General features: G+C 35.0%; 29 protein-coding genes. 21 read left to right on the top strand and 8 right to left on the bottom strand.

Annotated elements, in window-relative coordinates:
• Window positions 1–103: 103 nt before the first annotated feature.
• From BC6307_RS14470 to BC6307_RS14460, 3 genes are all read right to left on the bottom strand, one after another.
• A complete protein-coding gene (locus BC6307_RS14470; protein WP_066413045.1) occupies window positions 104–616 on the bottom strand; it encodes a CBO0543 family protein in 513 nt (170 codons plus the stop codon).
• A gap of 57 nt (window positions 617–673) precedes the next feature.
• A complete protein-coding gene (locus tag BC6307_RS14465; protein ID WP_066413047.1) occupies window positions 674–1165 on the bottom strand; it encodes a CBO0543 family protein in 492 nt (163 codons plus the stop codon).
• 160 nt (window positions 1166–1325) lie between these two features.
• The gene (locus BC6307_RS14460) at window positions 1326–2159 is read right to left on the bottom strand and encodes an HAD family hydrolase (protein WP_066413056.1); all 834 of its coding nucleotides are present in this window, start codon (window positions 2157–2159) and stop codon (window positions 1326–1328) included.
• A 150-nt stretch (window positions 2160–2309) separates the two neighbouring features.
• Here BC6307_RS14460 and BC6307_RS14455 point away from each other — a divergent pair, with 150 nt between their 5' ends.
• The 8 genes from BC6307_RS14455 (at window position 2310) to BC6307_RS14420 (ending at window position 9530) form a co-directional block, all read left to right on the top strand.
• Window positions 2310–2753, top strand: coding sequence for a staygreen family protein (locus BC6307_RS14455; RefSeq protein ID WP_066413058.1), 444 nt, complete (start codon window positions 2310–2312; stop codon window positions 2751–2753).
• 93 nt (window positions 2754–2846) lie between these two features.
• Window positions 2847–3767: a ribonuclease Z gene (gene rnz / locus BC6307_RS14450; RefSeq protein WP_066413060.1), complete on the top strand. Its 921-nt coding sequence runs from the start codon at window positions 2847–2849 to the stop codon at window positions 3765–3767.
• 20 nt (window positions 3768–3787) lie between these two features.
• Entirely contained in the window at window positions 3788–4903 is a 1116-nt protein-coding gene (locus BC6307_RS14445) for a sensor histidine kinase (RefSeq protein WP_066413062.1), read from the top strand.
• Entirely contained in the window at window positions 4900–5538 is a 639-nt protein-coding gene (locus BC6307_RS14440; protein ID WP_066413064.1) for a response regulator transcription factor, read from the top strand. The genes BC6307_RS14445 and BC6307_RS14440 overlap by 4 nt, the downstream gene beginning before the upstream one ends.
• Before the next feature lie 24 nt (window positions 5539–5562).
• The gene (locus BC6307_RS14435; protein ID WP_066413068.1) at window positions 5563–5967 is read left to right on the top strand and encodes a DUF4181 domain-containing protein; all 405 of its coding nucleotides are present in this window, start codon (window positions 5563–5565) and stop codon (window positions 5965–5967) included.
• A gap of 253 nt (window positions 5968–6220) precedes the next feature.
• Complete coding sequence (locus BC6307_RS14430) at window positions 6221–7153, top strand: ABC transporter ATP-binding protein (RefSeq protein ID WP_066413070.1); 933 nt, start codon at window positions 6221–6223, stop codon at window positions 7151–7153.
• Window positions 7154–7167: 14 nt separating this feature from the next.
• Window positions 7168–8427, top strand: coding sequence for an ABC transporter permease (locus tag BC6307_RS14425; protein ID WP_066413074.1), 1260 nt, complete (start codon window positions 7168–7170; stop codon window positions 8425–8427).
• A complete protein-coding gene (locus BC6307_RS14420; protein ID WP_066413077.1) occupies window positions 8427–9530 on the top strand; it encodes an ABC transporter permease in 1104 nt (367 codons plus the stop codon). The genes BC6307_RS14425 and BC6307_RS14420 overlap by 1 nt, the downstream gene beginning before the upstream one ends.
• Before the next feature lie 63 nt (window positions 9531–9593).
• Here BC6307_RS14420 and BC6307_RS14415 read toward each other — a convergent pair whose 3' ends face one another.
• Window positions 9594–10319 (bottom strand): SurA N-terminal domain-containing protein, encoded by a 726-nt coding sequence (locus BC6307_RS14415; protein ID WP_066413079.1) that lies wholly within the window; start codon window positions 10317–10319, stop codon window positions 9594–9596.
• 295 nt (window positions 10320–10614) lie between these two features.
• Between BC6307_RS14415 and lepB the strand changes: the two genes are divergently transcribed.
• A complete protein-coding gene (gene lepB / locus BC6307_RS14410; RefSeq protein WP_066413081.1) occupies window positions 10615–11232 on the top strand; it encodes a signal peptidase I in 618 nt (205 codons plus the stop codon).
• Between the two features lie 107 nt (window positions 11233–11339).
• Here the strand turns inward: lepB and BC6307_RS14405 are convergent, their stop codons facing one another.
• Window positions 11340–12308: a ring-cleaving dioxygenase gene (locus BC6307_RS14405; protein ID WP_066413083.1), complete on the bottom strand. Its 969-nt coding sequence runs from the start codon at window positions 12306–12308 to the stop codon at window positions 11340–11342.
• A gap of 160 nt (window positions 12309–12468) precedes the next feature.
• Between BC6307_RS14405 and BC6307_RS14400 the strand changes: the two genes are divergently transcribed.
• Window positions 12469–13230, top strand: a complete 762-nt coding sequence (locus BC6307_RS14400; protein WP_066413086.1) for an AAA family ATPase — start codon at window positions 12469–12471, stop codon at window positions 13228–13230.
• A 61-nt stretch (window positions 13231–13291) separates the two neighbouring features.
• Here the strand turns inward: BC6307_RS14400 and namA are convergent, their stop codons facing one another.
• The gene (namA, locus tag BC6307_RS14395) at window positions 13292–14311 is read right to left on the bottom strand and encodes an NADPH dehydrogenase NamA (protein WP_066413089.1); all 1020 of its coding nucleotides are present in this window, start codon (window positions 14309–14311) and stop codon (window positions 13292–13294) included.
• Window positions 14312–14466: 155 nt separating this feature from the next.
• Between namA and BC6307_RS14390 the strand changes: the two genes are divergently transcribed.
• The 5 genes from BC6307_RS14390 to BC6307_RS14370 all read left to right on the top strand — a co-directional run bounded on the left by BC6307_RS14390 (window position 14467) and on the right by BC6307_RS14370 (window position 19213).
• The gene (locus tag BC6307_RS14390; RefSeq protein WP_066413095.1) at window positions 14467–16077 is read left to right on the top strand and encodes a M20/M25/M40 family metallo-hydrolase; all 1611 of its coding nucleotides are present in this window, start codon (window positions 14467–14469) and stop codon (window positions 16075–16077) included.
• A gap of 63 nt (window positions 16078–16140) precedes the next feature.
• Entirely contained in the window at window positions 16141–17400 is a 1260-nt protein-coding gene (locus BC6307_RS14385; protein WP_066413098.1) for a SpoIID/LytB domain-containing protein, read from the top strand.
• 90 nt (window positions 17401–17490) lie between these two features.
• Window positions 17491–18225, top strand: coding sequence for a hypothetical protein (locus BC6307_RS14380; RefSeq protein WP_066413102.1), 735 nt, complete (start codon window positions 17491–17493; stop codon window positions 18223–18225).
• Window positions 18225–18722, top strand: a complete 498-nt coding sequence (locus BC6307_RS14375; RefSeq protein WP_342351668.1) for a GNAT family N-acetyltransferase — start codon at window positions 18225–18227, stop codon at window positions 18720–18722. Before BC6307_RS14380 ends, BC6307_RS14375 begins: the two co-directional genes overlap by 1 nt.
• Before the next feature lie 23 nt (window positions 18723–18745).
• Window positions 18746–19213: a hypothetical protein gene (locus tag BC6307_RS14370; protein ID WP_066413107.1), complete on the top strand. Its 468-nt coding sequence runs from the start codon at window positions 18746–18748 to the stop codon at window positions 19211–19213.
• 354 nt (window positions 19214–19567) lie between these two features.
• Here the strand turns inward: BC6307_RS14370 and BC6307_RS14365 are convergent, their stop codons facing one another.
• Window positions 19568–21001 (bottom strand): DDE-type integrase/transposase/recombinase, encoded by a 1434-nt coding sequence (locus tag BC6307_RS14365; protein ID WP_094366135.1) that lies wholly within the window; start codon window positions 20999–21001, stop codon window positions 19568–19570.
• Between the two features lie 165 nt (window positions 21002–21166).
• On the opposite strand from BC6307_RS14365, the gene BC6307_RS14360 reads away from it, so the two are divergent.
• The 3 genes from BC6307_RS14360 (at window position 21167) to BC6307_RS14350 (ending at window position 22430) form a co-directional block, all read left to right on the top strand.
• A complete protein-coding gene (locus tag BC6307_RS14360) occupies window positions 21167–21487 on the top strand; it encodes a hypothetical protein (RefSeq protein ID WP_066414430.1) in 321 nt (106 codons plus the stop codon).
• 80 nt (window positions 21488–21567) lie between these two features.
• Window positions 21568–22002 carry a GNAT family N-acetyltransferase gene (locus BC6307_RS14355; RefSeq protein WP_066414433.1) on the top strand — a complete coding sequence of 145 codons (435 nt, stop codon included), beginning with the start codon at window positions 21568–21570 and terminating at the stop codon, window positions 22000–22002.
• Between the two features lie 89 nt (window positions 22003–22091).
• Window positions 22092–22430 carry a zinc ribbon domain-containing protein YjdM gene (locus BC6307_RS14350; protein ID WP_066414436.1) on the top strand — a complete coding sequence of 113 codons (339 nt, stop codon included), beginning with the start codon at window positions 22092–22094 and terminating at the stop codon, window positions 22428–22430.
• Between the two features lie 149 nt (window positions 22431–22579).
• On the opposite strand, the gene BC6307_RS25355 is transcribed toward BC6307_RS14350, so the two are convergent.
• A complete protein-coding gene (locus BC6307_RS25355; RefSeq protein WP_235858088.1) occupies window positions 22580–23002 on the bottom strand; it encodes a hypothetical protein in 423 nt (140 codons plus the stop codon).
• A gap of 157 nt (window positions 23003–23159) precedes the next feature.
• On the opposite strand from BC6307_RS25355, the gene BC6307_RS14340 reads away from it, so the two are divergent.
• Genes BC6307_RS14340 through BC6307_RS14330 form a run of 3 tightly spaced genes read left to right on the top strand, consistent with a single transcriptional unit; the run spans window position 23160 to window position 24850 of the window.
• On the top strand, window positions 23160–23573 hold the full coding sequence (locus BC6307_RS14340; protein ID WP_066414438.1) for an HIT family protein: 414 nt from the start codon (window positions 23160–23162) through the stop codon (window positions 23571–23573).
• Window positions 23566–24228: an HAD family hydrolase gene (locus BC6307_RS14335; protein WP_066414440.1), complete on the top strand. Its 663-nt coding sequence runs from the start codon at window positions 23566–23568 to the stop codon at window positions 24226–24228. The genes BC6307_RS14340 and BC6307_RS14335 overlap by 8 nt, the downstream gene beginning before the upstream one ends.
• A 1-nt stretch (window position 24229) precedes the next feature.
• Window positions 24230–24850 carry a kinase gene (locus BC6307_RS14330; protein WP_066414442.1) on the top strand — a complete coding sequence of 207 codons (621 nt, stop codon included), beginning with the start codon at window positions 24230–24232 and terminating at the stop codon, window positions 24848–24850.
• Window positions 24851–24854 lie beyond the last annotated feature (4 nt).

The raw sequence follows: 24854 nt of genomic DNA, 5'->3' as shown, positions 1-24854 counted from the left end.
TAAACCAAAGATAGGTAGCCATTAGAAGATAAATTATTATTAATAATACGAAAAATAATGGGGTAGAAATTTGTTCTGAAGCCATATTTTTAATTACCACCAATCATTTTAAGTCGGAGATGGAAGGGTGAAACAACATTAATAGTATTGTAATGATCGGAATAGAAACCATTATTGCTAGTAGTGGATTTTTGAAATGTATTCTAACAACGACAAAAAGAATAATGTTAAATATCATTGACCAAAAAGAATCCCAACCATTTTCGTAAATAAATAAACCTTTTTTATAAAAGATATATTCAATAATAGTAAAATAAGCAATCCATACAGCTAGATATAAAAACTGTTTTTTCCCTTCCGGATAATACCGTAAATAAATCATTAGAACGATAGGGACTATTATGAAAGTAAATGATATGTCAATAATCGTATGGTTTAACCAATCTACAGTAACTGCTCTATATTTCCATAGGGTATAATTATAAAAAATGAAGTTGTACAATAAGTTAAAAACGATAAAATAAAGAATAGTTGGATAATAATCTCTCCAATTTTTCCAATCGACAAAAAAGTAAGCTAATAGGAAATAAACAACTAATACAAAAAGTAGGTACATGTTATTCTTCAACCTTTTAGATTAATTTATAAAACTACGTAAAATAGTTTTTTTCTATTACATAGTTGAGACCTTTTTATTATTTAAAACTCTTATAAGTGCAATTATTAGCCTACAGACTAAAAATTTTACAAATAAACTTATGAGGGAATGATACCAACTCCAACCCTTTTTCCAAGTGATTAAATCAGTTTTTTTCTCTGCAAAAGTTTCAATTATTACTTGTGGTATTAGAAAAGGGAAAAGTTTTAAAAATATACGTACCGGTCCATTATTAAGTGTCCATTGGTTATAATATAGTAGTAATAATGGGTAATGAAAAAAATCAAAAGGTAAATGAATTGAGAACATCCTCTGAAATGGCCTTATTTTATATTTAATAAACCCTTTTTTCACAAAATACCTATCTGCTAACGAGTTACCTAGTATGGAAACAAGATAAACAATCACCCAGTCCTTAAATGACTTTTTATAAATTGCAAAGGGTAAAAGTATAATAGAAATTGTAGAAGAAATAATTAAAAATAAGGTCTCGAATTTTTTCGTCATTAGACGCACCTCCTTTCATAGTTTGTTTACTTTACAAAAAAGTATGTACATCTGAATTGGGAAAAGCCAGTTGTTTCGGACAGAAAAAAATAGAAGGTGTACCAACATAAGTGGCATACCTTCTATATGAACCGATAACTAGCAACGGCTATGATTATTCTTATAAAAGCTTTTCTCTTAAAACTTTAGATAACTCCGTTAAATTACTTACAGTAGTGGTATGAGAGTCTCCTGCCCCTGCGCCATGTGCATCAATATAAATTGTTTTACAGCCAAGTTCCACTGCAGGGAAGATTTCATTAATATAATTATCACCTATGCTTAAAATTTCTTCATAAGAAACATCAAACTTCTCCGCGATATTAGAAAATCTTACCTTCGTTTTAATCGGTTTTTGTGCCTCAAAAAACTTTTCTTGAAAGTAGGAAGTAAATCCTAGTTTCTCAATAATAACATCGCTATCTGATTGAGGACTGTTTGTAAGCAGCACTAACGTATATTTTTTATGTAGAGATTGTAATACTTCACGAAATTGCTCATGAGGATTTAGTTGAAATTCTTCTGTCATCATATGTTCTCTCGTTTGCATAAAGCAAGCATATGCTTCTTCACTTGTCACCCCATAATGTCTAGCTATCGTAACTGGTACCCACCATAAATCCCCAATACTAATGATAGAAGTTAAGTCGAACGGAATAGCTTCAGGGTAGAAAGTGGTTACATCCTCTGTCGGAATTTCTTCTCCATTCCAATTGTATGCCTTTTGTACAACACCGTTCAGATGACTTAAAATTAAGTCTCTTTTTGCATCATATGCTCTACCGATTTTTAATGAATGCTGTCCTTTTAACACTGCGTTATAATCTGCTTCAAACTGTTCTTGTTTGTCTTCTGCTACGTAATCTTTTAGTAGATCGGCATAATAACGAAAATGGACAACATCATCATAAAGAGTTCCATCAAGATCAAATACGATAATTTTCACATCATTCATTTGCAAGTCTCCCTTAACATGAATCTTTCTCTATTGTACTATATTTTTCCTGTATGGTAATACAATTTCCTTCTACTATCACCTATACAATGTGTATGAATAGAATACTTCTATAACGAGAGTATTTTTTGTGAAAAGGGTGAAGGAGAATTGAATAAATTAAATCCTGAAAAACTTACTGTGCAATGGCGAAATGAAGTGACGGTTACTGAACCGATAATAGGTAGACGATATACATTAACCCATTCTGATGAAACGGGTGAACTTTTTCTAACAATTGGGAAAAAGTATGCGTATGAAAAAATAACAGAAATGAGAGACGAAGTTTTAGCAGAGTGGAGACATCTAAATGGAAAACTATATCTTTTCGTTTTTGTGTATGTCGGAAACTATGGACCGGAACAAACTGCTATTCGAAATACAATCTTTCGACGCGAGTTACCGTTAGCATTAGAGGCAATAATGTATGGTGATAAAGAGTTTTTTTATGTATACCCTACATTACAGCAATCCCCAATCTATATCCATTTTGATTCACCGCTAGAGGCATACCATACGGTTGAAGTTTGGGGAATGGTAAAAAATTATATGTAATCTAGTAAAAAGCGCATTTACGTAATTGAAAAACTTTCCACTCTTCTTTAGTATGTATATAGGGACAACTGTTTTTTATAGGAGGAACATAGTTTGAAGATTACATTTTTAGGTACAGGTTCAGGTGTGCCGGCGAAGCATCGTAATGTCTCATCATTAGCATTACATTTAATGAATAAAGAAGGTGCAATTTGGTTGTTTGATTGTGGAGAAGCAACTCAACACCAAATTTTACATACATCCATTAAGCCGAGGAAAATTGAAAAAATATTTATTTCTCACCTGCACGGTGATCATATTTTTGGTTTGCCTGGGTTGTTAGGAAGTCGATCATTTCAAGGTGGGGAAAGCCCATTACATATATATGGACCTACTGGGACGAAAGAGTATGTAGATACTTCTCTTCGTATTAGTGGTACACATTTAAAATATGATTTAACTATTCAAGAATTTAGCTCTGACTGCTTACTATTAGAAGGTAGTGAGTTTACAGTACAGATTGCAGAGCTAATCCATGGAATTCCTTCTTACGGATTTCGAATTATGCAAAAAGACTTTCCAGCTCCTCTTTTAATGAACCGAATTAAAGAAGCAAATATAAAAGCGGGTCCCATTTTAGGGGAAATAAAGGCAGGAAAAGTTGTCACATTACCAGATGGAAGAATTGTAAACGGGAAGGACTTTTTAGGGGAACCGAAAAAAGGGAAAATCGTTACAATACTTGGAGATACCCGTTTTACAGATAAAGCAATCAGTTTAGCACAATATGCAAATACACTTGTTCATGAAGCAACTTTTGCGAAGGAAGACGAGCTGTTAGCACATGAATATTTTCATTCGACAACTGAACAAGCAGCGACGGTTGCAAAAGAAGCAAACGTTGAACAACTCTTGCTTAACCATATTAGTTCTCGATACCAAAAAGAAGCGGTTCAGCAACTAGAATTAGAAGCAAGGGAGATTTTTCCGTCTACATACATCGTAGAAGACTTATCCTCCTTTGATATTCCTTAAAACGAAACTGGGTGATAAGTATGAAATGGTGGATAAAAACATGTATTCTATTAGTAATTTTAGTATTAATTATCATGTTTGAACGGGATCAATCTCTAGCGGGTGTCATCTTCTTCTTTGGAGTGTTTTTCACTTTTTATTTCAGCGTGCCTATTATGAAGGTGCAACGTCTAACGTATTTTTTATTAGCCTCCATCACGTTTTGCGCACATATCCTTTTCTTTTCCGAGACAAATATTTTTCTATTTTTAATTTATTACTTTTTATTAATCGATGTGGCGATTAGTTCTGCAAAAGAGGAAGAGTGGAAAATTCAACTATTGATTGTAGCTCCTTCCCTTTTATATCCATTTTTTTATCGGTTGGATACTTTCTTTCTTTTTCACCTATGCATAACTGGACTTATTTTTATGTCAGCTTATCTTCTACAACAACTTTCAAAACAAAAACTGGAACGAGATAAAGAATGGAAAACGCTCTTAGTAGAATATAGAAAAGTGAAAAGGCAAGTAGTAGAGCATGAAAAAGAAGCTAGATTGCAAGAAAGAACAAGAATTGCAAGGGATATTCATGACTCTGTAGGACATCAACTAACAGCACTAATGATGCAACTTGCTGTAGCGGAGCATCAAGTGACAACAAAAGAAGTGAAGGTTTTAATAGGTCAATCAAAAGATCTCGCTTCAAGTAGTTTGGAAGAAATGAGAAAAGCTGTGAAAACACTGAAAGAAGATACGAATAAAGGAATGGCATCTGTTATTCATTTAATTAGAAAGTTAGAAGCAGAAAGTCATATACGAGTTGCACTAACTACTAAAACTGGTGTTCTATCTACCAATCTATCTAATGAGCAAAATGTTGTACTGTATCGGTTTGTTCAAGAAGGATTAACAAATGCAATGAGACATGCTCACTCTCGAGAGATAAATGTAACAATGGAACTAGCTGGAAATCATACGTTTATGATGACGATGGAAAACGCCATTCATGACCATAAAGAGAGACTGGAAGAAGGCTTCGGTTTATCTAATATGCGAGAAAGGTTCATGAATATTGGCGGGAACATCCAATATTATATTTTAAATGGTAAGTTTATTCTTAAAGGCACGTTTCCTCTGGAGGAGAGATTAAAATGATACATATCTTACTAGTAGAAGACCAATTGCTCGTTAGACAAGGTCTCAAGTTAATGATAGAGCAAGATGAGCAAATGACTGTGGTAGCGGAAGCTGGAAATGGGAAAGAAGCCGTTGAGCTTTATGAGAAGCATATAGTGGATGTCGTTTTAATGGATATTAGAATGCCAGAAATGAACGGATTGGAAGCAACCAAACTATTAAAAAAACAATATCCTAATGCAATCATTTTAATTTTAACTACATTTGAAGATGATGAATATGTTATGGAAGCACTAAAGCTAGGTGCTGCTGGTTTTTTACTGAAGACAGCAGATGCAAGAAAATTACGCGAATCTATCCAAACTGCTTACGAAGGTGGAATCATGATTGATGCTACTGTTGCTGCTAAAGTGGTCCCGAAACTATTCTCGAAAAACAAAATGCAAGTACAATTGGACCCTTCCCTTACATCAAGAGAAATCTCCATATTGAAACTAGTCGGAGAAGGGAAAAACAATCAAGAAATAGCCGATGCATTATTTCTTTCGATAGGAACAGTGAAAAATAATATAACTCATATGCTACAAAAATTGTATTTACGTGATCGTACCCAATTAGCTATTTATGCAATTAAATCAGGGTTGTGTGAATGAGCAAACATGGGGGAGGGGATGTATATGAACTGGTTGATGATAGGGGTTATTATTTTATCAATATTTATTGTGAATTTTGCAATACATGGAGTTTTAAGAAAAATATATAAGATAGAAAAAAAGAAAATATTCTCTTATAATCACGTAAACTCGCTTCACCGCAAACTCGATTGGATCGTGAGAATTGCGAATACAGTTGTTATTTTTATTGTTCTTTACTTTAGTGTATTTCATAACTACTCAATTAACCTTATGTTACTTGCTATGTCGGGATTTATCGTTATACAAGGTAGTATACAAGCATATTTCGAATGGAAAAAGTCAGCTACCCCTAAACATTCTATTCTTACCGTTAGTGATGTTCTGTTAGGAGTTATTATTATTACTCTACTGATCCGGTTTGATGTAATAACAAAACTAGTTTCATAAGAAGAAAAGTGCCGGTGCTAGACGTTACTTCAAGAAGGTAGTACTTAGATTTTCCAATGTAATCATTTATAAAACTAACAAAGCATCCTGACATTATTGTTGGGATGTTTTTTTATAAGATTTTTCCTCCAGTCATTCCTCCAAACCATTACTTTAGTCACTATTTCTATTAAAAGTAATGACTCTCAGTAGTACTCTGCCGTTTTCCTAACAGTTAAAATGTAATTAGAAATAATAAAGGAGCGATATTATCATGTTAGAGGCCATTCATTTAACAAAGTCTTTTAAAAAGCATGAGGCAGTTAGAGGAATAAATTTGTATTTGGAAAAGGGCGAATCGGTAGGACTGTTAGGGCCAAATGGGGCTGGGAAATCTACGACCATTTCGATGTTATCCTCTCTAGTCCAACCAACAAGCGGAGAAGTATTACTTAAAGGAGAAAGCATTGAAACACAACCACAGCATTTACGTTCCATTTTAGGGGTAGTGCCTCAAGAAATAGCTATTTTCCAAGATTTAACAGCTTATGAAAATATGGAATTCTTCGGTCGTATTTACAACCTTTCAAAAGGAGAACTGAAAACAAAGATTGCCGAGACATTACAGCTTGTTGGATTAGAGAATAGGAAAAAAGATAAAGTGAAAACTTTTTCGGGTGGGATGAAAAGAAGATTGAACATAGCTGTTGCGCTTCTACATGAACCAGAGTTATTAATTATGGATGAGCCGACAGTTGGCATCGACCCTCAATCTCGCAATTATATTTTAGAAACCGTCAAGAGGCTAAACAAGGAAAAAGGAATGACAGTTTTATATACGAGTCATTACATGGAAGAAGTAGAGTTTCTATGTGACCGGATTTATATTATGGATCGTGGAGAGATTATTGCCTCTGGTACGAAAGAAGAAGTGCTAAATATTTTAGCATCAGAGCATGCTGTTGAAATACAGTTAGAAAATGAAAATATCGATTTTATCAATAAACTGTCCCAACATATTACAACTTCGTCTGTTACATCTAAAGAAAATCAAGTCATTATTCTTGCTCCTCGGGAAGTAAATGTTCTAGAGGATATTTTTCAAATTGCTAAAGATACAGAAGCTGTTATAAAAGGTATTCAAATAAAAACACCAACATTAGAAGATGTGTTTTTACATCTTACCGGTAGAGTTTTAAGAGATTAGGAGGTGATTTTTATATGATTAAAACACTATTGAAAAAAGATATGATACAAGTAATCCGAGATAAAAAGGAAGTTACCCTCCTATTATTTATGCCATTTCTTTTAATTACCATTTTAGGATTTGCTCTAGGAGCGGTAATGAATGAAAGTGAAGAAGTGTTAAATGTGAAAGTTGCTGTTGTTGATAATGGTGATATGGAAGCGGAAAAAGAAGAGTTGTTAACTATTTTAAAAGAAGAGGGTTTCCCAACTTCAGCTGTTGATACGATGATAACAACTGCTGAAAGTCTATCCATTCAAGATATGTTAGTAAATGAAGTGTTTGAGAGCACGACCATTTTTAAAGTGATCATGATGGAGGATGAGAAAGAAGCACTAGATTCCTCACAGTTTTCAGCTGTACTTTCTTTTCCAAAAGGATATCGTTTAGCGACATGGAAGAACATTTTTTTAAATGAAGAGGATACATTGCCATTACTTTCTTTATCATTAAATAATGCAAAAGGGTTAGAAGCTACGGTCGTTTCTAACGTTGTTGAAAGCTATATGGAACAGTTTCAATTAAATACGATAATAGGAAAGGAATTTGCGGAAACGGGTGCATTTCAAACTATTTCGATACCGAACATTGAAGGGGAGGTTGTTACATTAAAGGGGTCTCAACCAATCTCATCCTTTGAATATTATGCTGTTGGAATGAGTGTCATGTTCGTTTTGTATGTAGCTTCTTTTGTGGCAGCATATGCTCTATATGAAAAACAACAATTTGTGTTTCACCGGATTTTACTATCAAATGTATCACCGTCATTTTATATTTTTAGTAAATGGTTAACGGGGACAGTGCTATCATTTATTCAATTATGTATATTATTTGGCCTGAGTTCTCTTATCTATGGTGTACATTGGGATAATATTATTTTATTTTCGATTGTTACTTTATGTATTAGCTTTGTCGTTGGTAGTTTTTCTGTCCTGTTTACAACGTTAAATTTCCGTTTTAATACCGAAAGAGCTTCATCGCTTTTTTCTAATTTAATTGTCACCATATTAGCCCTCGTTGGGGGGAGTTTTATAAGTTGGAAAGCAATATCAGAAACGTTATGGAAAATAGGTGGCTTTACGCCAAATGGAGCTGCATTAAAGGCATATTTAGCTGTCATGCAAGAGAATAGTCAGTGGGCGGATATACAACTATACGTAGTAGTTTTATTGATAACGGCTATTGGTTTAAGTCTTTTAGCCCTTATCTTTTTTCCGAAAAGGAGTGTTGCGTAATGTATGCTATCATAAAAAATCATATTCAACATATCATTCACCAGCCATTTACTGTAATTGGAATGATTTTATTAACTATTCTTTTCGGGAGTATACTAGGATCCTCTCAGCTTCAATCAGGCTCACAAAAGATCATCCCAACCTATTCAACGGAGCTTTCCACTGAAGAATTGTTGGAGATTGTACCATTATTAAATAATACTGGAGATTATTTGCTTGAAGTAACAAGTAGAGAGAAAGTGGAAGAGCTTTTAAATGAGAATAGTATTGATCTAGCCGTCAACTTAAAAAGGGATAGTTTTACGATAACAACAGGGGCACAAACATCAGAAGTTATGTTATTAGAAGCTCACTTATATTCAAATTTAATTAAGGTATCAACTGTATTGAACGCGGCTAATCAATTAAACAAAGCACCTAATGAAATAATGAACCAATTAGAGCAGTCTAAAGCTTTATATCCGATTCAAGAAACAAGTTTTAACAAAGATGATTTTATTTACGATCAATCATTACAATCTTTATTCGGCTTCTCTTTATTTTTTGTTTTTTATACTGTTACATTTACTGTAAGTGCCATCGTTCAACAGAAAAGTGAGGGGATATGGAATCGGGTATTGCTATCGCCACTCTCTAAAATGCAAATGTATTTAGGGCATATCGTTTTCTCGTTAATGCTAGGTTATTTACAGTTATTTATTATTTTTAATGTTTTTCAGTACGGATTAGGAGTAGATTTTTACGGAGGATTTACAAAAAGTTTACTAGTTATCATTCCGTTTCTATTTGCTATAACTTCACTTGGTGTGCTAATAAGCGCTTTCGTGAAAAATCCTAGACAATTGAATGCATTAATTCCATTATTAGCTGTTAGTATGGCGATGATTGGTGGGGCTTATTGGCCGATTGAAATTGTTCAGTCAGAAATTATGATGGCACTATCAAAAGTAGTACCGTTATTTTACGGAATGGAAATGCTAAAAGGAGCAACCTATTTAAATTGGAGTTTTGACCAATTTTTATTACCTACGTCTATCCTCTTTACGTTTGGTGTTATTTGTATGGGAATTGGGTTAAATATAATGGAGAGAAAAGCAGTTTAGAGTTTTTAACGAAAATAAAACCCACGGTATTTCACCGTGGGTCTAGTCATTTATGTTCGTTTATTACACTAAACGCTCTACTTCAGCAGTTTCCATTAAGTCTACTACCATAACATTTAACTGTTGATTAATGTTGTTTTCTTCTAAATAAGCTCTAATGTCTTCTTCTAGCTCTTCAAAAGGTGGAATGTCCGCTTTTTCTTCGCTTTCTTCATTCTCACTTTCAATTTGAGCAACAGCATCATCGTAGTATGCTCTCACATCTTCATCAGATACTTCAGCAGATAATTCACCTTGAACATAGGCATCAATAGCTAATGATTTTGCTAATTGATCTTTATACGTGTCTAACGTATATGGAGTTCCTTCTAATTGCTCTAAAAATGCTTCTTCACTCTCGAAGTTTACAATTACTTCACTGTTTAAATATTCTTCCACTTCTTCGTCAGAAACTGTATAACCTTTTTCTTCAACCTCTTGCATTAACACCTCTTGTTCAATTAATGCATTCATCGTTTGTTCCATCATCATGCCTGGCTCTAATTCTTGTCCACCAAACATCATCACCGTTGTGTTATACATCATATGGAAATCACGACCGAAAATTTCCTTACCATTAACAGTTGCAACTACTTGGTCATCTTCTATATTTTCAATATCTTCTTTCGTTACAGTTGATTCTTGATTTTCATCGGTTCCTGCTTCTTCATTATTAGTATCATTGTTACATGCAGCTAAAAATAGTGCTGTAATAAAAGCAACTAATAAAACGATTAATTTCTTTTTCATGTTTATACCTCATTTCTTAATTTCAGCGTCTCTTTATTGAAACATGCTTCTAAACAGATTGCAAATGATATCTTCGTGTAAAATGAGCTGAAATATGATTCCGTCAACATTTTCGAAGTTATATTAGATTTTCATGAGAGAATTGTTACAGGTGATAAAAATTATGTTTTAGAGGCAAGGTGGTATTCATCCCGTAAATAGGAAAGATGGGTCATTTATAAATTACTAAATAACAAATTAGAGGAATTTCACAGTAGATGAAGAATGTATATTTAGAGAGAGGATGACATTTTTGATGAAACGAATTTTACTTGAAAGTTTAGAATGGGGAAAGGCATTATTAGTAGCTTTTACGATCTCTGTTTTATTGACTGTTTTTATTATGCAACCATTCACTGTGAGTGGTAGCTCGATGGAGCCAACGTTAGAGGGAAAGGATCCTTTTGATAATGAAAAAGTTGGTGATAAAGTAATGGTGTTCAAAAGCCCTTATTTACTTGGTGCAGAGCCTAATTATGGTGATGTCGTTATTATAAATAGTGATGTATTAGATACAACAACAATAAAAGATCAGTTTCTTGAAAGCCCGATAATACGTTCTATTAGTGGTGGAAATAGTGAAGGTGAGGAAACGTACTGGGTAAAGCGAGTCATCGGTAAAGCAGGAGATACGTTACAATGTAGAGATGGTATCGTGTATCGCAACGGTGAAGCACTAGAGGAAGAGTATTTAGATAGCTCTATACAAAATAATTTTGGCCCTATTACGATTGAAGAAGGGCATCTATTCGTAATGGGAGATAACCGAAATGGGAGTAAGGATAGTAGAAATATCGGTCCTGTTCCTACAGAAAATGTGCTTGGAAAAGTAGTTATGCGCTTTTATCCATTTGATAAGATTAGTTTTTTCTAAAGACTAGAGCCTTCTCGAACTTAAAAAGCAGTTGATTCCTATACGAATCAACTGCTTTTATCCTGTTTTTTATGCACGACTCAGAAAGAAAATCCTATGATACTTTCCTAGTTTAATTCTAAAGGTCGTAAACTAGCTTCTATTTCCGCTCTTTTCGATTCAAGAAATGGAGGTAGTGCTAATTTTTCGCCTAATGTTTCAATTGGTTCATCAGCATCGAATCCAGGTGTGTCAGTAGAAAGCTCAAAAAGTATACCGTTCGGCTCTCTGAAATAAAAAGCTTTGAAATAGTAACGATCTACCCGACCAGAGTTTGGTAGGCGGGTAGCTTTCAATTTTTCTACCCATCTATTATACTCCTCTTCGTTCGGAATGCGGAATGCGACATGATGAACAGAACCTCTTCCTGGTCGTTCGCGCGGTAAATCAGGTCTTGCTTCAATATGAACCTCTGCACCTGATCCCCCTTCACCTGTTGCATAAACTTCAATTGGAGCATAGTCGCCTTTTAAAGATGGATAAGAGCCAATGTGGCGGAACCCCATCACATTCGTTAAAATGGCAGCTGTAGGTAATATTTCTTTCACTGTTAAAGTGACTGGGCCAAGTCCGATGATAGCATATTTAGATGGTATATCTTCTCGTTCCCAAGGTACACCAGGTGCAACACCTTTTTCACCATTATCAGCAACTAATATTAATTTAGTGCCTTCTGAATCTTGAAAAAGTAGAGAGTCGCGACCTGCTCTTTTCACTATTTCTTCATGTTTTACCCCTATTTCTGTAAAACGCTTTTTCCAAAACATTAATGCTTCTGTATCTTTTACTCTTAACCCTGTAGAAGAAATACTAGAAACCCCTTCATACGTTCTACCAAGGCCAGCAATATCGAAAAATGTAATTTCGGTTCCAGGGTTTCCTTTCGCATCGCCATAAAAAAGGTGATAGGATTGAGTATTATCTTGATTAACGGTTTTCTTTACTAAGCGCATACCAAGTACTTTTGTAAAAAATCTATAATTTTCTTCTGCGTTAGAAGTTAATAAGGAAACATGATGAATGCCTAAAAATTGCATAATAGCTCCTCCTTTTATAGGAAAAAATAGTTAAGTAATTTATACTTTTAATATACCATAAAATTATCTCGAATTCAAGATATCTTTAAATAAGCAGGTATTTCTACAAGTACGATAGAACTATAGATACGATTATGTTTTTAATTAAGAGGTGTATAGAGTGAAATTAGACAGTGTTTCTCAATATGTTAAATACGTTAGCTTAAAGGCTGAAAATATATACAATTACGAAAGATTTCCGCTTAATTTACCTGTTATTCGTAATTTTGAGAAGTTACGCTTTCATCCGAATGTAACTTTTATTGTAGGTGAAAACGGCATGGGGAAGTCTACTCTACTTGAAGGGGTTGCAGTAGCTCTAGGTTTTAATCCTGAAGGAGGGTCTTTGAACTTTAACTTCTCTAATTATGATTCTCATTCTAACCTACATGAATACTTAAGGATTGCAAGGGGTCCTTTTAGATCAGAGGACAGCTTTTTCTTTCGTGCCGAATCTTATTATAATGTGGCAACCCATATTGAGGAGCTAGATAGTGAACCTCAAGGAGGATCAAAAATTGTCGACTCATTTGGTGGGAAACCACTTCATCAACTTTCACACGGTGAGTCATTCTTTGCAGCATTTATGAATCGGTTTTATGGGAATGGTTTATATATTTTAGATGAGCCGGAAGCCGCACTTTCTCCGTTAAGACAGATGTCCATGCTCGCCCGTATACATGAATTAGTCAATGAAGGATCTCAGTTTATTATCTCTACTCATTCCCCTATCATAATGGGCTATCCTAATGCTAAAATAATCGAATTAACGGCAGACGGAATGAAGGAAACAACATTGGAAGAAACAAACCACTATCAAATAATGAAACAATTTTTTGAAGACAAAGGAAGACTTTTTCATCATTTATTTAATGAAGGTTAGGTTATAAAAATAGAAAAAGCAGAGGATACTAGAACCTCTGCTTTTTAAAAAATTTTACCTCTTACCAGCCACGATCATACTGTTTTGGTGGGTCTATCTCTACACCTAATTCTTTAGCGGCTGTGCGCGGCCAATATGGGTCACGTAAAAGCTCTCTAGCTACGAAAATTAAGTCAGAACGATTGTTGCGAAGAATTTCTTCAGCTTGAAGGCCTGATGTAATTAGTCCAACTGCACCTGTGTCAATATTTGCCCCGTGTCTAATCGTTTCGGCATAACCTACTTGGTATCCTGGGTAAACGTCAATGGAAGCTGGTACTACTGCACCGGAACTTACATCGATTAAGTCTACACCTTGGTCTTTCATCCATTGAGCATACGTAACATAATCTTCCGCCGTTAAACCATCTTCGTGATAATCATGGGCAGAAACACGTACGAATAGTGGACCATCCCATACTTGCTTCACTCCATCAATAATTTCCTTTAAGAAACGATATTGATTTTCTTTCGTTCCACCATATTCATCATTTCTTTTATTGGTTAGAGGAGATAAAAATTCATTAATTAAATATCCATGTGCACCGTGTAATTCAATAATGTCAAACCCGGCTTCTTTCACACGACGCGCTCCATCTATAAACGCTTGAACCGTATCATGAATATCTTCTTTTGACATTTCTTTCGGGGTTTTCATTTTCTCGTTAAAACTAATAGCAGAAGGTGCATATATTTCACCGTCCACAGTAGCCTTTCTCCCAGCATGTGCAAGCTGTATCGATGTCTTAGAACCATAACTCTTAAGTTCCGAAACTAATTCTTTTAGTCCTTCGATATGTGCGTCATCCCATATTCCTAGGTCTTGAGCCGTTATTCTTCCTTGTGGTTGAACAGCTGTTGCTTCCAGCATAATTAAGCCTACTTGCCCTACCGCTCTAGATATGTAATGTGTTTTATGAAAGTTTTGTACTTTCCCATCCTCATTATGGCTTGAATACATACACATAGGTGACATAACAATTCTATTTTTTAACGTAACATTTTTAACTGTATAAGGTGAAAAAAGTGCAGTTTTTCGCATCTAAACTAATCCCTCCATCATTTTTCTTTCGTGTAGCTAAATTATAACAAATGAAACGTGATACTTAAAACAATGTGAACTTTTCACGGAGTTGTATGCTTGTAACTTCTTTTGCTAGTATGATTTAGTAGGATGTAAAAATAGGAGGAAATAGAATGCAATGGCAAACAAAAGAACAGCTAACAGAATTACTCGTCTCTTTAGTGCAGCATGGTAGTGTAACACTATCCGAGCAGGAGAAAAAGTTAGCAGCTTACATATATGAAAAACTTTGTACTTTACGGTACTTTCAGCAAAATGAAGATAAGATCCAATTAAATAAAATGAACGATAACCGTGCTTTTGTAACGGCGTTATACAAGCATGAAAAAGCAACGGATACGATTGTGTTGCTAAGCCATTTCGATGTAGTTGGAATTGAAGACTATGGTCTCTTTAAAAACCTTGCTTTTCAACCAATAGAATTGACGAAAAAATTATATGAAAACGTAGATCTTTTACCTGATGAGGCAAAAGATCACTTACTGACAGGCGATTGGCTTTATGGTAGAGGAACAATGGACATGAAGGCAGGGTTAACTGTCCAGATGGGTCTGTTGGAAAGGGCAATCCATGAACAATGGCAAGTAAATCTCTTACTTCTTACCGTTCCAGATGAAGAAGTGAATTCTGAAGGTATGATTTCTGCGTTACCAGTACTGAACGAACTTGCCAACAAACATAATTTCACCTATAAAACTTGTATTAACTCTGAACCGATGTTTCAGCTCTATCCTGGTGATGATCATTTATATTTATATACAGGCTCCATTGGTAAAATTATGCCAGGATTTTTTTGTTACGGGAAAGAAACACATGTGGGAGAGTCGTTGTTAGGATTAAATGCCAATTTGATGGTATCCGAAATTAATCGGTTAATGGAGTGGAATATTGACTTATGCGAACAAGTAGGCTCAACGGTTACACCACCACCAACGAATTTAGTGCAAAAAGACTTGAAAGACGGATACTCCGTACAAATCCCACATACAGCGGTCACTTTATTTAATGTACAGTTCCTAAAAAAATCTTTACAAGAATGGGAAGAAGCATTTAAAGAAATTGCTTTCCAAGCTGCAAATAATATTATGGAACATACAAAAGAAAGGATAGAGAAGTTAGGGAAGAAAATTTCATTTGTAAAACCGAATTATCATGTCTCGGTATACACCTACTCGGAGCTATTACGTTTCGCAGTGGAAAAATTTGGTGAACAAGAAATAGCTAAAAAAATACAATCCATAATTGTAAACTGTTCGGATGATGTAAGAGAGCAATCTATAAAGGTAGTGGAAGAGCTAGCGTCTCTTTGCAAGGAAAAAGGACCGATGATTATTTTATTTTATGCACCACCTTTTTATCCAGCTGTTGCAACAGAGGAAAAGGATGAAACGATGCAGGCTGTACATACATTTTTAAAAGAGTGGAAGGAAAAAGGGACAGAATGGACAAAAACGAATTACTTTTCTGGTCTTTGTGATTTAAGTTTTATCGGTAATGCGAATTTACAAGCACATGATTTATTGGAGACTAACATACCGGTCTATGGAAAGGCCTATTCACTACCGTTTGAAGAGATGAAAGCTATACAAATGCCAGTATATAATTTAGGTCCTGTAGGAAAGGACGCCCATAAATGGACAGAACGCTTAAACACCTCATTTTCTTTTAGTGAACTACCAGAAATGCTTGATAGCTTTGTTAAAAGAATAGCCAAGATTGAATAATTGGTAAAAGCTTGCGGGTGACTTCAACGAATATTCATTGATAAGGAAAGAAACGATACTAATATGAGACATTATTTCTGGTTACTTTTCACGATGATTTTATTATTGCCAACAAATGTTTTTGCCGATGAAATGATTACAATTCGATTAGTAAATTATGTAGAAGATACAAACGAATTAACAGTAAAAGTGAAGGGAGAGTATACTACTTTCGATTCATCTTTTTCACTAGAAGAAGGAAAGAACTACACCTTTAAAGTGAAAGAAAGGATGCTCGTAATCGAAAGTGAGGGAACTAGCTATCAAATCGAAGGTTCCGTTGCATTTATACCTAAAAAATACGATACTGAGCACATTATGGTTATCGATGACCGTCCATACTTGGGAGCAATGGAGTTTATCATTGAAAAAGGGCATTTCATTCGACCAGTTAATCAGCTGCTGCTAGAAGATTATTTAAAAGGTGTTGTTCCTTTTGAAGTGTATCCTACGTGGGAATTGGAAACGTTGAAAGCTCAGACTCTTGCGGCACGAACGTATGCCATTACAAATTTGCATAGAAATATGGATGATACTATTTCCTATCAAGTTTACGGAGGGTATACGTGGGAAGAAAAAACGTCAAGAGCAGTGGAAGGAACAGCGGGAGAAGTAATAACATATAACAATCGGCCGATAGATGCTTTTTATTCTGCTAGCAATGGTGGATTAACGGAAAGAAATGACCACGTATGGGGTGGCGAAAAACTATCCTATTTTCCAATCAAAGAAGACCCTTATGATCCAATTAATCCATGGGAATTTCGTTTACATCAAACACAAATCCAGCTAGAAAACATTAATTGGGATCATCCAAATGTTTGGGATGAATTAAAAGAATTAGACGAACCTATTACGGATTCTATAAAAAGATCCCTACATAAAAAAGGGTATGTAGGAGATATAAAAGTAGTAGCAATTCCTAAATTTAACGTTGAACTTCATTCCCCTGTAACTGATCGAGCAGAAGAAGGGACTATATCAATTGAATTTTTACACCGCCTTGTGGATGGTACTATTCTTTATGAAGTAGTCGATCTGGAAAAAGGTAATATAAATCGAATTCGACCGATGATTGGTGGTAATACGTTTAAAAGTTATTTAATTGACTCGTTTGAGCTTAAAGAAGGCGTTTATTATTTGAAAGGTAGGGGCTTTGGACACGGTGTTGGAATGAGTCAATGGGGCGCAGAAATAATGGGAGAAAGCGGAAAGTCATATAAGGATATCATTGACTTTTATTATCCAGGTACAGAGATAAAAAAGTTTTCTGAACTAAGATGAGGCGAATGTCTCATCTCTTTTTGTTTTAAGTGACTTCCATGTCCTTCCTAGGGAATTTTTGTTAAAATAAAACATGGAAGGTGAATCGATATGAACAAAGTTGCCCTATTAGCAATAACACATGATCCAAGTGGTAAAAATATCCGTCTGTTTAAGGAATCATACGAACATCTAAAACATATATACAGTGAGTTATTTATAACTGTTAGCGACCAAACGTCAAATGAATTAATCCAACAACTGAATAATAGTTGTTTCCAAGTGAAAATAATTCCTAAGTTAGGCGCGGCTCATGCTAGAAGAGAGGTTGTTAGCTTTGGATTAACAGGAGAAAGTACATATTTCCATTACTGTGATTTTGATAGATTATTAACTTGGAGCTTATACAATCTGCCCGAGTTAAAAGACACTGTAAATGGGATCCAAAAGAACGGGTATTTCATTTATGGCCGTACAGAGTATGCCTTGAACACTCATCCAACAGAGTGGATTGAAACAGAAAAAATAACAAATAAAATATTTTCTTTAGAAATTGGAATGGAAGCTGACGTTACAGCTGGATCTTGCAGTTTTTCTAGGGCTTGCGCCACCTATATTCAGAAGTATTCTAAAGCTAAAATGACAGACGCCGAATGGCCTTTAATTATTTCTAGAATAGCTAAGTTACCAGTAAACTACAAAGCTGTAGACGGTTTACAATATGTAGAAGAAATCAACGCTATAACGAAGAAAACTTCAGAATCAGAACGGTGGTTAGGTAGATTAAAGTTGAGTCTTTTCATTAGTGAAACGGCGATAACAACGGGAAAGGATGAAGAAATGTGATGATAAGAGAAGCGACTGTTAAGGATGCAGAACAATTAAGTACGTTAATGGCCGATGTTGAGGAATCAAATATGATGTTATTTGCACCTGGGGAAAGGGAAATCTCGGTTGACCATCAACGAAAAAGAATGGAACGACTAGAAACAGAAGAAATTTCCTCTATATTTGTTGCAGAGGATAATTATAAATTAGTAGGTTACCTGTTTGCCATTGGGAACAGCCCATCTCGAATTAAGCATAGAGTTTATATTGTCGTTGGTGTACGTGCTGATTATAGGGGGAAAGGTGTCGGAGTTCAATTATTTAGTAGATTAGAAGAATGGGCGAAGAAACGATCGATTCGTCGCTTAGAGTTGACCGTAATAGAGCATAATGTGCCCGCGGTTTCCTTGTATAAAAAAATAGGATTTGAAGTCGAAGGTGTCAAAAGGGACTCGTTAAAGATAGATGGCAAATTTGTGAATGAATTATATATGTCAAAGCTTTTATCGTATTAGTAAAATAAAACAAAAAAGGGAGAATGATTAAAATAGGGAAAAATAAGAAGTTAGTACTTATCATCATTATCTGCTTGTTTTTATCGGTCATTGCAACGTATACACTATTAAAAGGCTTTAGAATGCAACAACAATTAACGTATAAAGAGAATCCACAAGAAGTGCTATCTTTGTTACAAAGTGTAGAGCCCGAAATTTATCAAGTAAAGTCAGTTAGTTTCACTTCCTTTTTTGAGTCAGATGGCTTGTATTGGATGGAAGACAAGAAGGACGTTAACAATTGTCTTCATGATGTCGTTCTAATGCTAAAACATTCAGAAGGTGATACTTTTTATGCAAGTGGCACTGTTCAATTAGCTAATGGGGATGAAAAGGATTCGTATTTGCAAGCTTACCCAATAAATAATGCGGATGAACGGATAGAAAGTGGGTTATATCAAGGGGTATTATCGGTACACCCGAAAGTTTATTCCAGTAAGGGATGCTCATAGAAGTATCATAAAAACAACATGTCTAGATAAACGAAAAAAAATGTAATTCACCTTTACATGTTAGAATATTATGAAACTATTCCCGTGCAATTTCGTATATAAATGAGGTAGTGTCAAAAGTTCTATGAAAAACTAGCATGGTTCATACTACCTACCATTTATTAGGTGGAAATACCACGCTATCGCTCTTGACAAACACACCAATGGTTTATTCAGAGGTCAATCAAGGGCGAAGGGAACAAAAGAAGGCATGCTAAATAAACCCTTGACTTTTTCCATTTTAAACCATTGGCAAGTTCGGTTTGTCAAGAGTTCGCTTCGCCGATAGCTGAATAGGGCTCAGCTAAACAAAAGTTAGGCTGACTGTTGTTGAATCCAGTCTTGAGCTAATCCAATAAGGGCTGTCCATCTCGCTGGCATGGTTGGTAGCTTTTCTAATTCTGGAAGTGTTACTGGCACTTTACCTTCAAGTGAAGAATGTGGGCGCAAGAAGTTAAAGTAAGCCACAAACAATGTCACAAAAGAAACAGATCCTTGTTCAGAACCAAAGCCGTGCGTCGATCGATAATTCCCTTTAAACGTGCGATTTAGTCTCTCGATGATTTGCTTGAGAGGTCGATACTCTCTAGAGACATCGTCTTCATTTGTTAGCCCGATGACCTGTTTTACGTCAAACGATATGTGGTTCTCTGCGAAGAAATGCTGTGCCAACAAGTAAATAGGGTTACCATCTACTACAAATTGTAGGTTTTCAGGTATTTCTTTCAGTTTCACTAGTACTTCATCAATCGCTCGTATCGCTGTTGCGGTGTCGCGATTTGGCGACACTGGATACGAAAGAATGACTTTCTTGACCGCATCAAAAAAGAAAAACAGGTAATGCCAACGACCGTTGACCCGGATGTACGTTTCATCCCCACAGAATTGATCCGACAGCTCATACGGAAAGTAGTCAATATAAGGCTTAAGCCATAATGCGACGCTGTTTTCGTAGTTTAGGATACTTTGATGGGAGACAGACACACCGTGAATATCCTTCATGATCGCGGCCGTTTTACGGGCCGATAATCCGTAATTGACATGGTACGTCAAGATGAGCCCAAGTGTATGCGGTGAAACATACAATCTTGATAAATCGACTTTTGGCTGCTTTGGTGATTGTTTGGATAACGGTTGATAGTCGATGTGGAACTTCCGGTATATGTAGCGTACTTTCAGCGATTGTGGATCTTCTTTAAATTGTTTTTTCTCTTTTTTGGTCATGGCATTTAAGTTCTTTTGATAATAAGAACAACGATCATTTTTACACTTAAACACGTGAAAATCTTTTCGTTCTTTAATTTTTTCTAGCGTTTTAAGACAGTGAGGACACTTAAGGATGGCCTCTTTCTGATAACGACTCTTTTTATTGAAAACACACGCACACACCTTACACTGATATTGTCCTTTTCCTCCGTTATTTGCGTACAAATACGCAGAAGGAGCACCACACTTCGGACAACATAAGGTAGACGGTACGGGCGTAGAATTCGCTCGACGCTGTACTGGTTTTAACGGTTTCCCTTTGGATTGAAGGTGTTCCGCTAATAAAAGCTGATAATCGAGCCTTTCTAGTTTTTCAATAATAGGTAAATCATCAATTTGAAGCTTTCGATAAGGCTGATTAACAGGAGCTTCTTTTGGTTTATCGAACATGCTTTTTCCAATCAATAGAGTAAGCAAAGTTCGAATAATGTGTTCTTGATAGTTTATAAAAGTTAATAAATAGGTTATAATTTGAGGGTACAAATTGTCACTTCCTTTTCTGGAATTGGGTGTTGTGGTAACCTCAATTATCTACAGAATTCAGGGGGTGGCAATTTTTTTGCTTATAAAGCCCTCTAATATAGGATTTAATAACCTATTTCTATATAAAGTTTTGACAATACGATAAATGAAATGGGGGTGGAAATTATGAAAAATTACATTTTACTCGTTTTGTTAGTTTTAGTCATTGAACTTGGGATACTTTTTGGAGTTTCACTCATTTTTAACACCGACTTAGTTAATACGATGTTTTTTGGTTCTTGTCTCTTTGCCTTCTTTGCATTAATTATGAGCTCAACAGGCGATGCTTTATCAAAAAATTCACAAGTAGCTGTATTTGACATGCTTTTAGGAAGTTACAAACCTGAACACGAACAGGCAAGCATTACAATTAACCCCTTATTAGTAGGTTCCATTTTATGCCTCGTCGTTTATTTTCCTTTATATTATTTAGGAATCATAAGTTAAAATATAAAATAGCTAGCTATAAAGCTTCGTTACAATAATGCGGAGCTTTTTTCTATTGAAATAATATGGGAGGGATTACTATGCAATATACGTCCTTTAATGGTATTGCAAATGAAGAAATAATGAATGGCATTCAAGAGCTACATCAAAAAGTATTTGGGACGTCTGAAGACTTACTAACGAAAATGAAAACAAAGCCTACATTACTTTTTCACATCGCAATCGAGGATGAAAAAATAGTAGGGTACAAGATTGGTTATACATTAAGCAGTGATCTATTTTACAGTTGGTTAGGTGGAGTAGACCCAAGCTATCGAAATAAAGGAATTGCATCAACGTTAATGAAGATTCAGCATCAATACTTAAAAGAGGAGGGATATAAAACGGTTCAAACGAAAACGATGAATAAATGGAGAAATATGCTGCTTTTAAATATTAAATGCGGTTTCGATATAATGGAGACCTATGTAGATGATAAAGGGCAACATAAAATTGTGTTAGAAAAGTCTTTATGATAGAAAAAGCTGAGGGGTTGGAAAGCTTGCGATAACAGCTATTGTATGTCATTCTTAATTTAGAACTTAAAGATGGAGGATTTAAAAGAATGACAAATTTACCAAACTGTCCGAAATGTAATTCGGAGTATACATATGAGGATGGCACTTTATTCATTTGTCCAGAATGCGGACATGAATGGATGGCTACTGATGGAGAGCAAAATATTGATGAAGCAATCGTGAAAGACGCAAATGGAAACACGCTCACAGATGGTGATACGGTTACGGTTATTAAAGATTTAAAAGTGAAAGGTAGTTCATCTGTCTTGAAAATAGGTACGAAGGTAAAAAACATCCGCTTAGTAGAGGGTGACCATAACATCGATTGCAAAATTGATGGATTCGGAGCGATGAAGCTGAAATCTGAATTTGTGAAAAAGGTATAATGTTAAGAAGAGGCTAAGACAAAACTAAAATGATCATGATAAAAAACGAACTATCGCAGGATTAAGCGAAGTATATTTCCGGAGCGACTTTTCCCCGAAATTTATTGTTCGTTTTTTACTTTGATTTAAATAGTTGTGTCTCAACCTCTTTAATAATTTAATAACATATCTTTTAATATTTTTGTATCTTCCGTAGAAAGTGTTCCGTAGGAGTTGTTTTCTCTGTCAATAATAGTAGTCGATACATCATTTTCATTAAACCAAATAAAATATTCTACTAGCCTCTCAGGCGAATTTTGCTCTGTTTTAAAAAACAAAGTAGCCTTTACATCTTCCTTTCGAGCCATTTGTGCTTTTACGTTTTCTTGCCATACAATATTTGCAAATACTTCCTTCAACGCTTTTAGCTTTTCTGCTTCCATGATTGTTGTAGTATCACCAATATTTTCTTCTGTAATTAGTACATCGACTCTTTCAAGGTCGTTCGGGTCAAACTGTTTTGTCTCATTTGTACAACCTATTAAAGCAACTATTAATATAGGAAAAACAAATATTTTCATGAAGCTTTTCATGTGAACCCCCCGTTTTATTTACTTTACCATACACTATTCAACAGGTTTCCAATAAAATCCTTTAACATCTATTTATAAAAGCTCTAAACTCTCTTAAGATAAATAGAAGGAATTACCACCCAAAACCTCGAAAATTATAGTAGGAGGGAAGTAACGAATGAAAAAAGATTGTATGCTCTGTAATTTGAATATGATGCCTACTCAACGTGTTGTATTGAGCAATGAACACTGCCTGTTTTTGCAATTAGAGGAAGTAGATAAAAAAGGAGTTCAATTAGAAGGTTCGGGGCTCATTGTCCCAAGAGCTCATCGAGAAACGGCGTTTGATTTAACCCAGGAAGAATGGGATGCAACGTACTCCCTTTTACAAGAGGTAAAGAAATACATAGACAAAAAGTTCGAACCAGAAGGATATAACCTCGGGTGGAATTGTGGCGAAGTAGGTGGCCAACATATTTTTCATGCTCATTTTCACGTTATTCCTAGATTTAAAGATGAACCGTTAGCAGGAAAAGGAATCCGTCACATGTTTAAAAGCAAAGAAAACGAGAGAGAAGTCCTGCATGGTTAATGCAGTTTTATTCGATTTAGATGGTACTCTATTAAATAGAGATGAATCTTTAAAAAATTTTATCCTTGACCAATATAGTAGATTGCAAGATGGATTGGGGCATATTAACAAAAAACAATTTACTGAAAGGTTTATTACTTTAGATAATCGCGGTTACGTTTGGAAGGATAAAGTGTACGCACAGTTAATAGAAGAGTTTGATATTCAAGATTATACGGTAAACTTTTTATTAGAAGACTATATTAAGCATTTCAAAAATCATTGTATTCCGTTCCCTAATCTAATAGTAATGTTAAGGAAGTTGCAAAAATTAGGCTGCTCTCTAGGCATAATTTCGAATGGGATGACGGAATTTCAGTTACATAATATTCGGGCTCTAGGTATAGAATCCTATTTTCAAACAATACTCATCTCAGAAAAAGAAGGACTCCGGAAGCCGGATCCACTAATATTTCAAAAAGCGCTAGAACAAATGAAGGTTAGTGCTAATGAATGTCTTTTTGTCGGTGATCATCCTGAAAATGATGTTCGAGCATCTAAAAAGGTTGGGATGACAAGTGTGTGGAAAAAGGATACTTACTGGGATAACATTATCGCAGATTATACAGTTGATGACTTAATAGAATTAATAAATTTAGTGGAAGAGTTGCGTTGATATGAGTCAATACGAGTTAATAGTTAAAAGTGTCTTAGAAAAATATCATATGCGTCCCAATAAAAACCGCCCGTTAGTTGTTGCACTAGATGGTTTAAGTGGAGCCGGTAAGACGACCATAGTGGATAAGCTGAAAGAAAAACTAGCACCTATTCATGTTGTCATTATACATATTGATGATTACATCGTCGAACGATCTAAGCGATACCATACAGGTTTTGAAGAATGGTATGAATACTTTTCGTTACAGTGGGATGTAGAGCAATTAAAGGAAGATTTATTTGAGAAGTTAGTAGATAATGTATCAGTGTTAACTCTTCCTTTTTATGATTCAAATACAGATTCTATTAGAAAAAAAGAGATTTCTGTAACTAAGAATAGTATTGTCGTAATTGAAGGTATTTTCCTGCAAAGACAGGAGTGGGGATCGTACTTTGATTTAACTTTTTATTTGGATGTTCAACGAGAGATTCGTTATGAAAGAGCATTAAACCGAGATACATATATCGGTAGCTTAGAGGAAAGAAGAAAGAAGTATAAACGAAGATATTGGCCAGCCGAAGATTATTACTTGAACGGGGTTAAACCGATAGAAAATGCTGATGTCGTTATTCGTTATTAATTAT

Origin of the sequence: Sutcliffiella cohnii (genome assembly GCF_002250055.1) — a bacterium.
In the GTDB taxonomy this organism is placed as follows: Bacteria; Bacillota; Bacilli; order Bacillales; family Bacillaceae_I; genus Sutcliffiella; species Sutcliffiella cohnii.
This window is presented reverse-complemented; position numbering and strand designations above follow the sequence as displayed.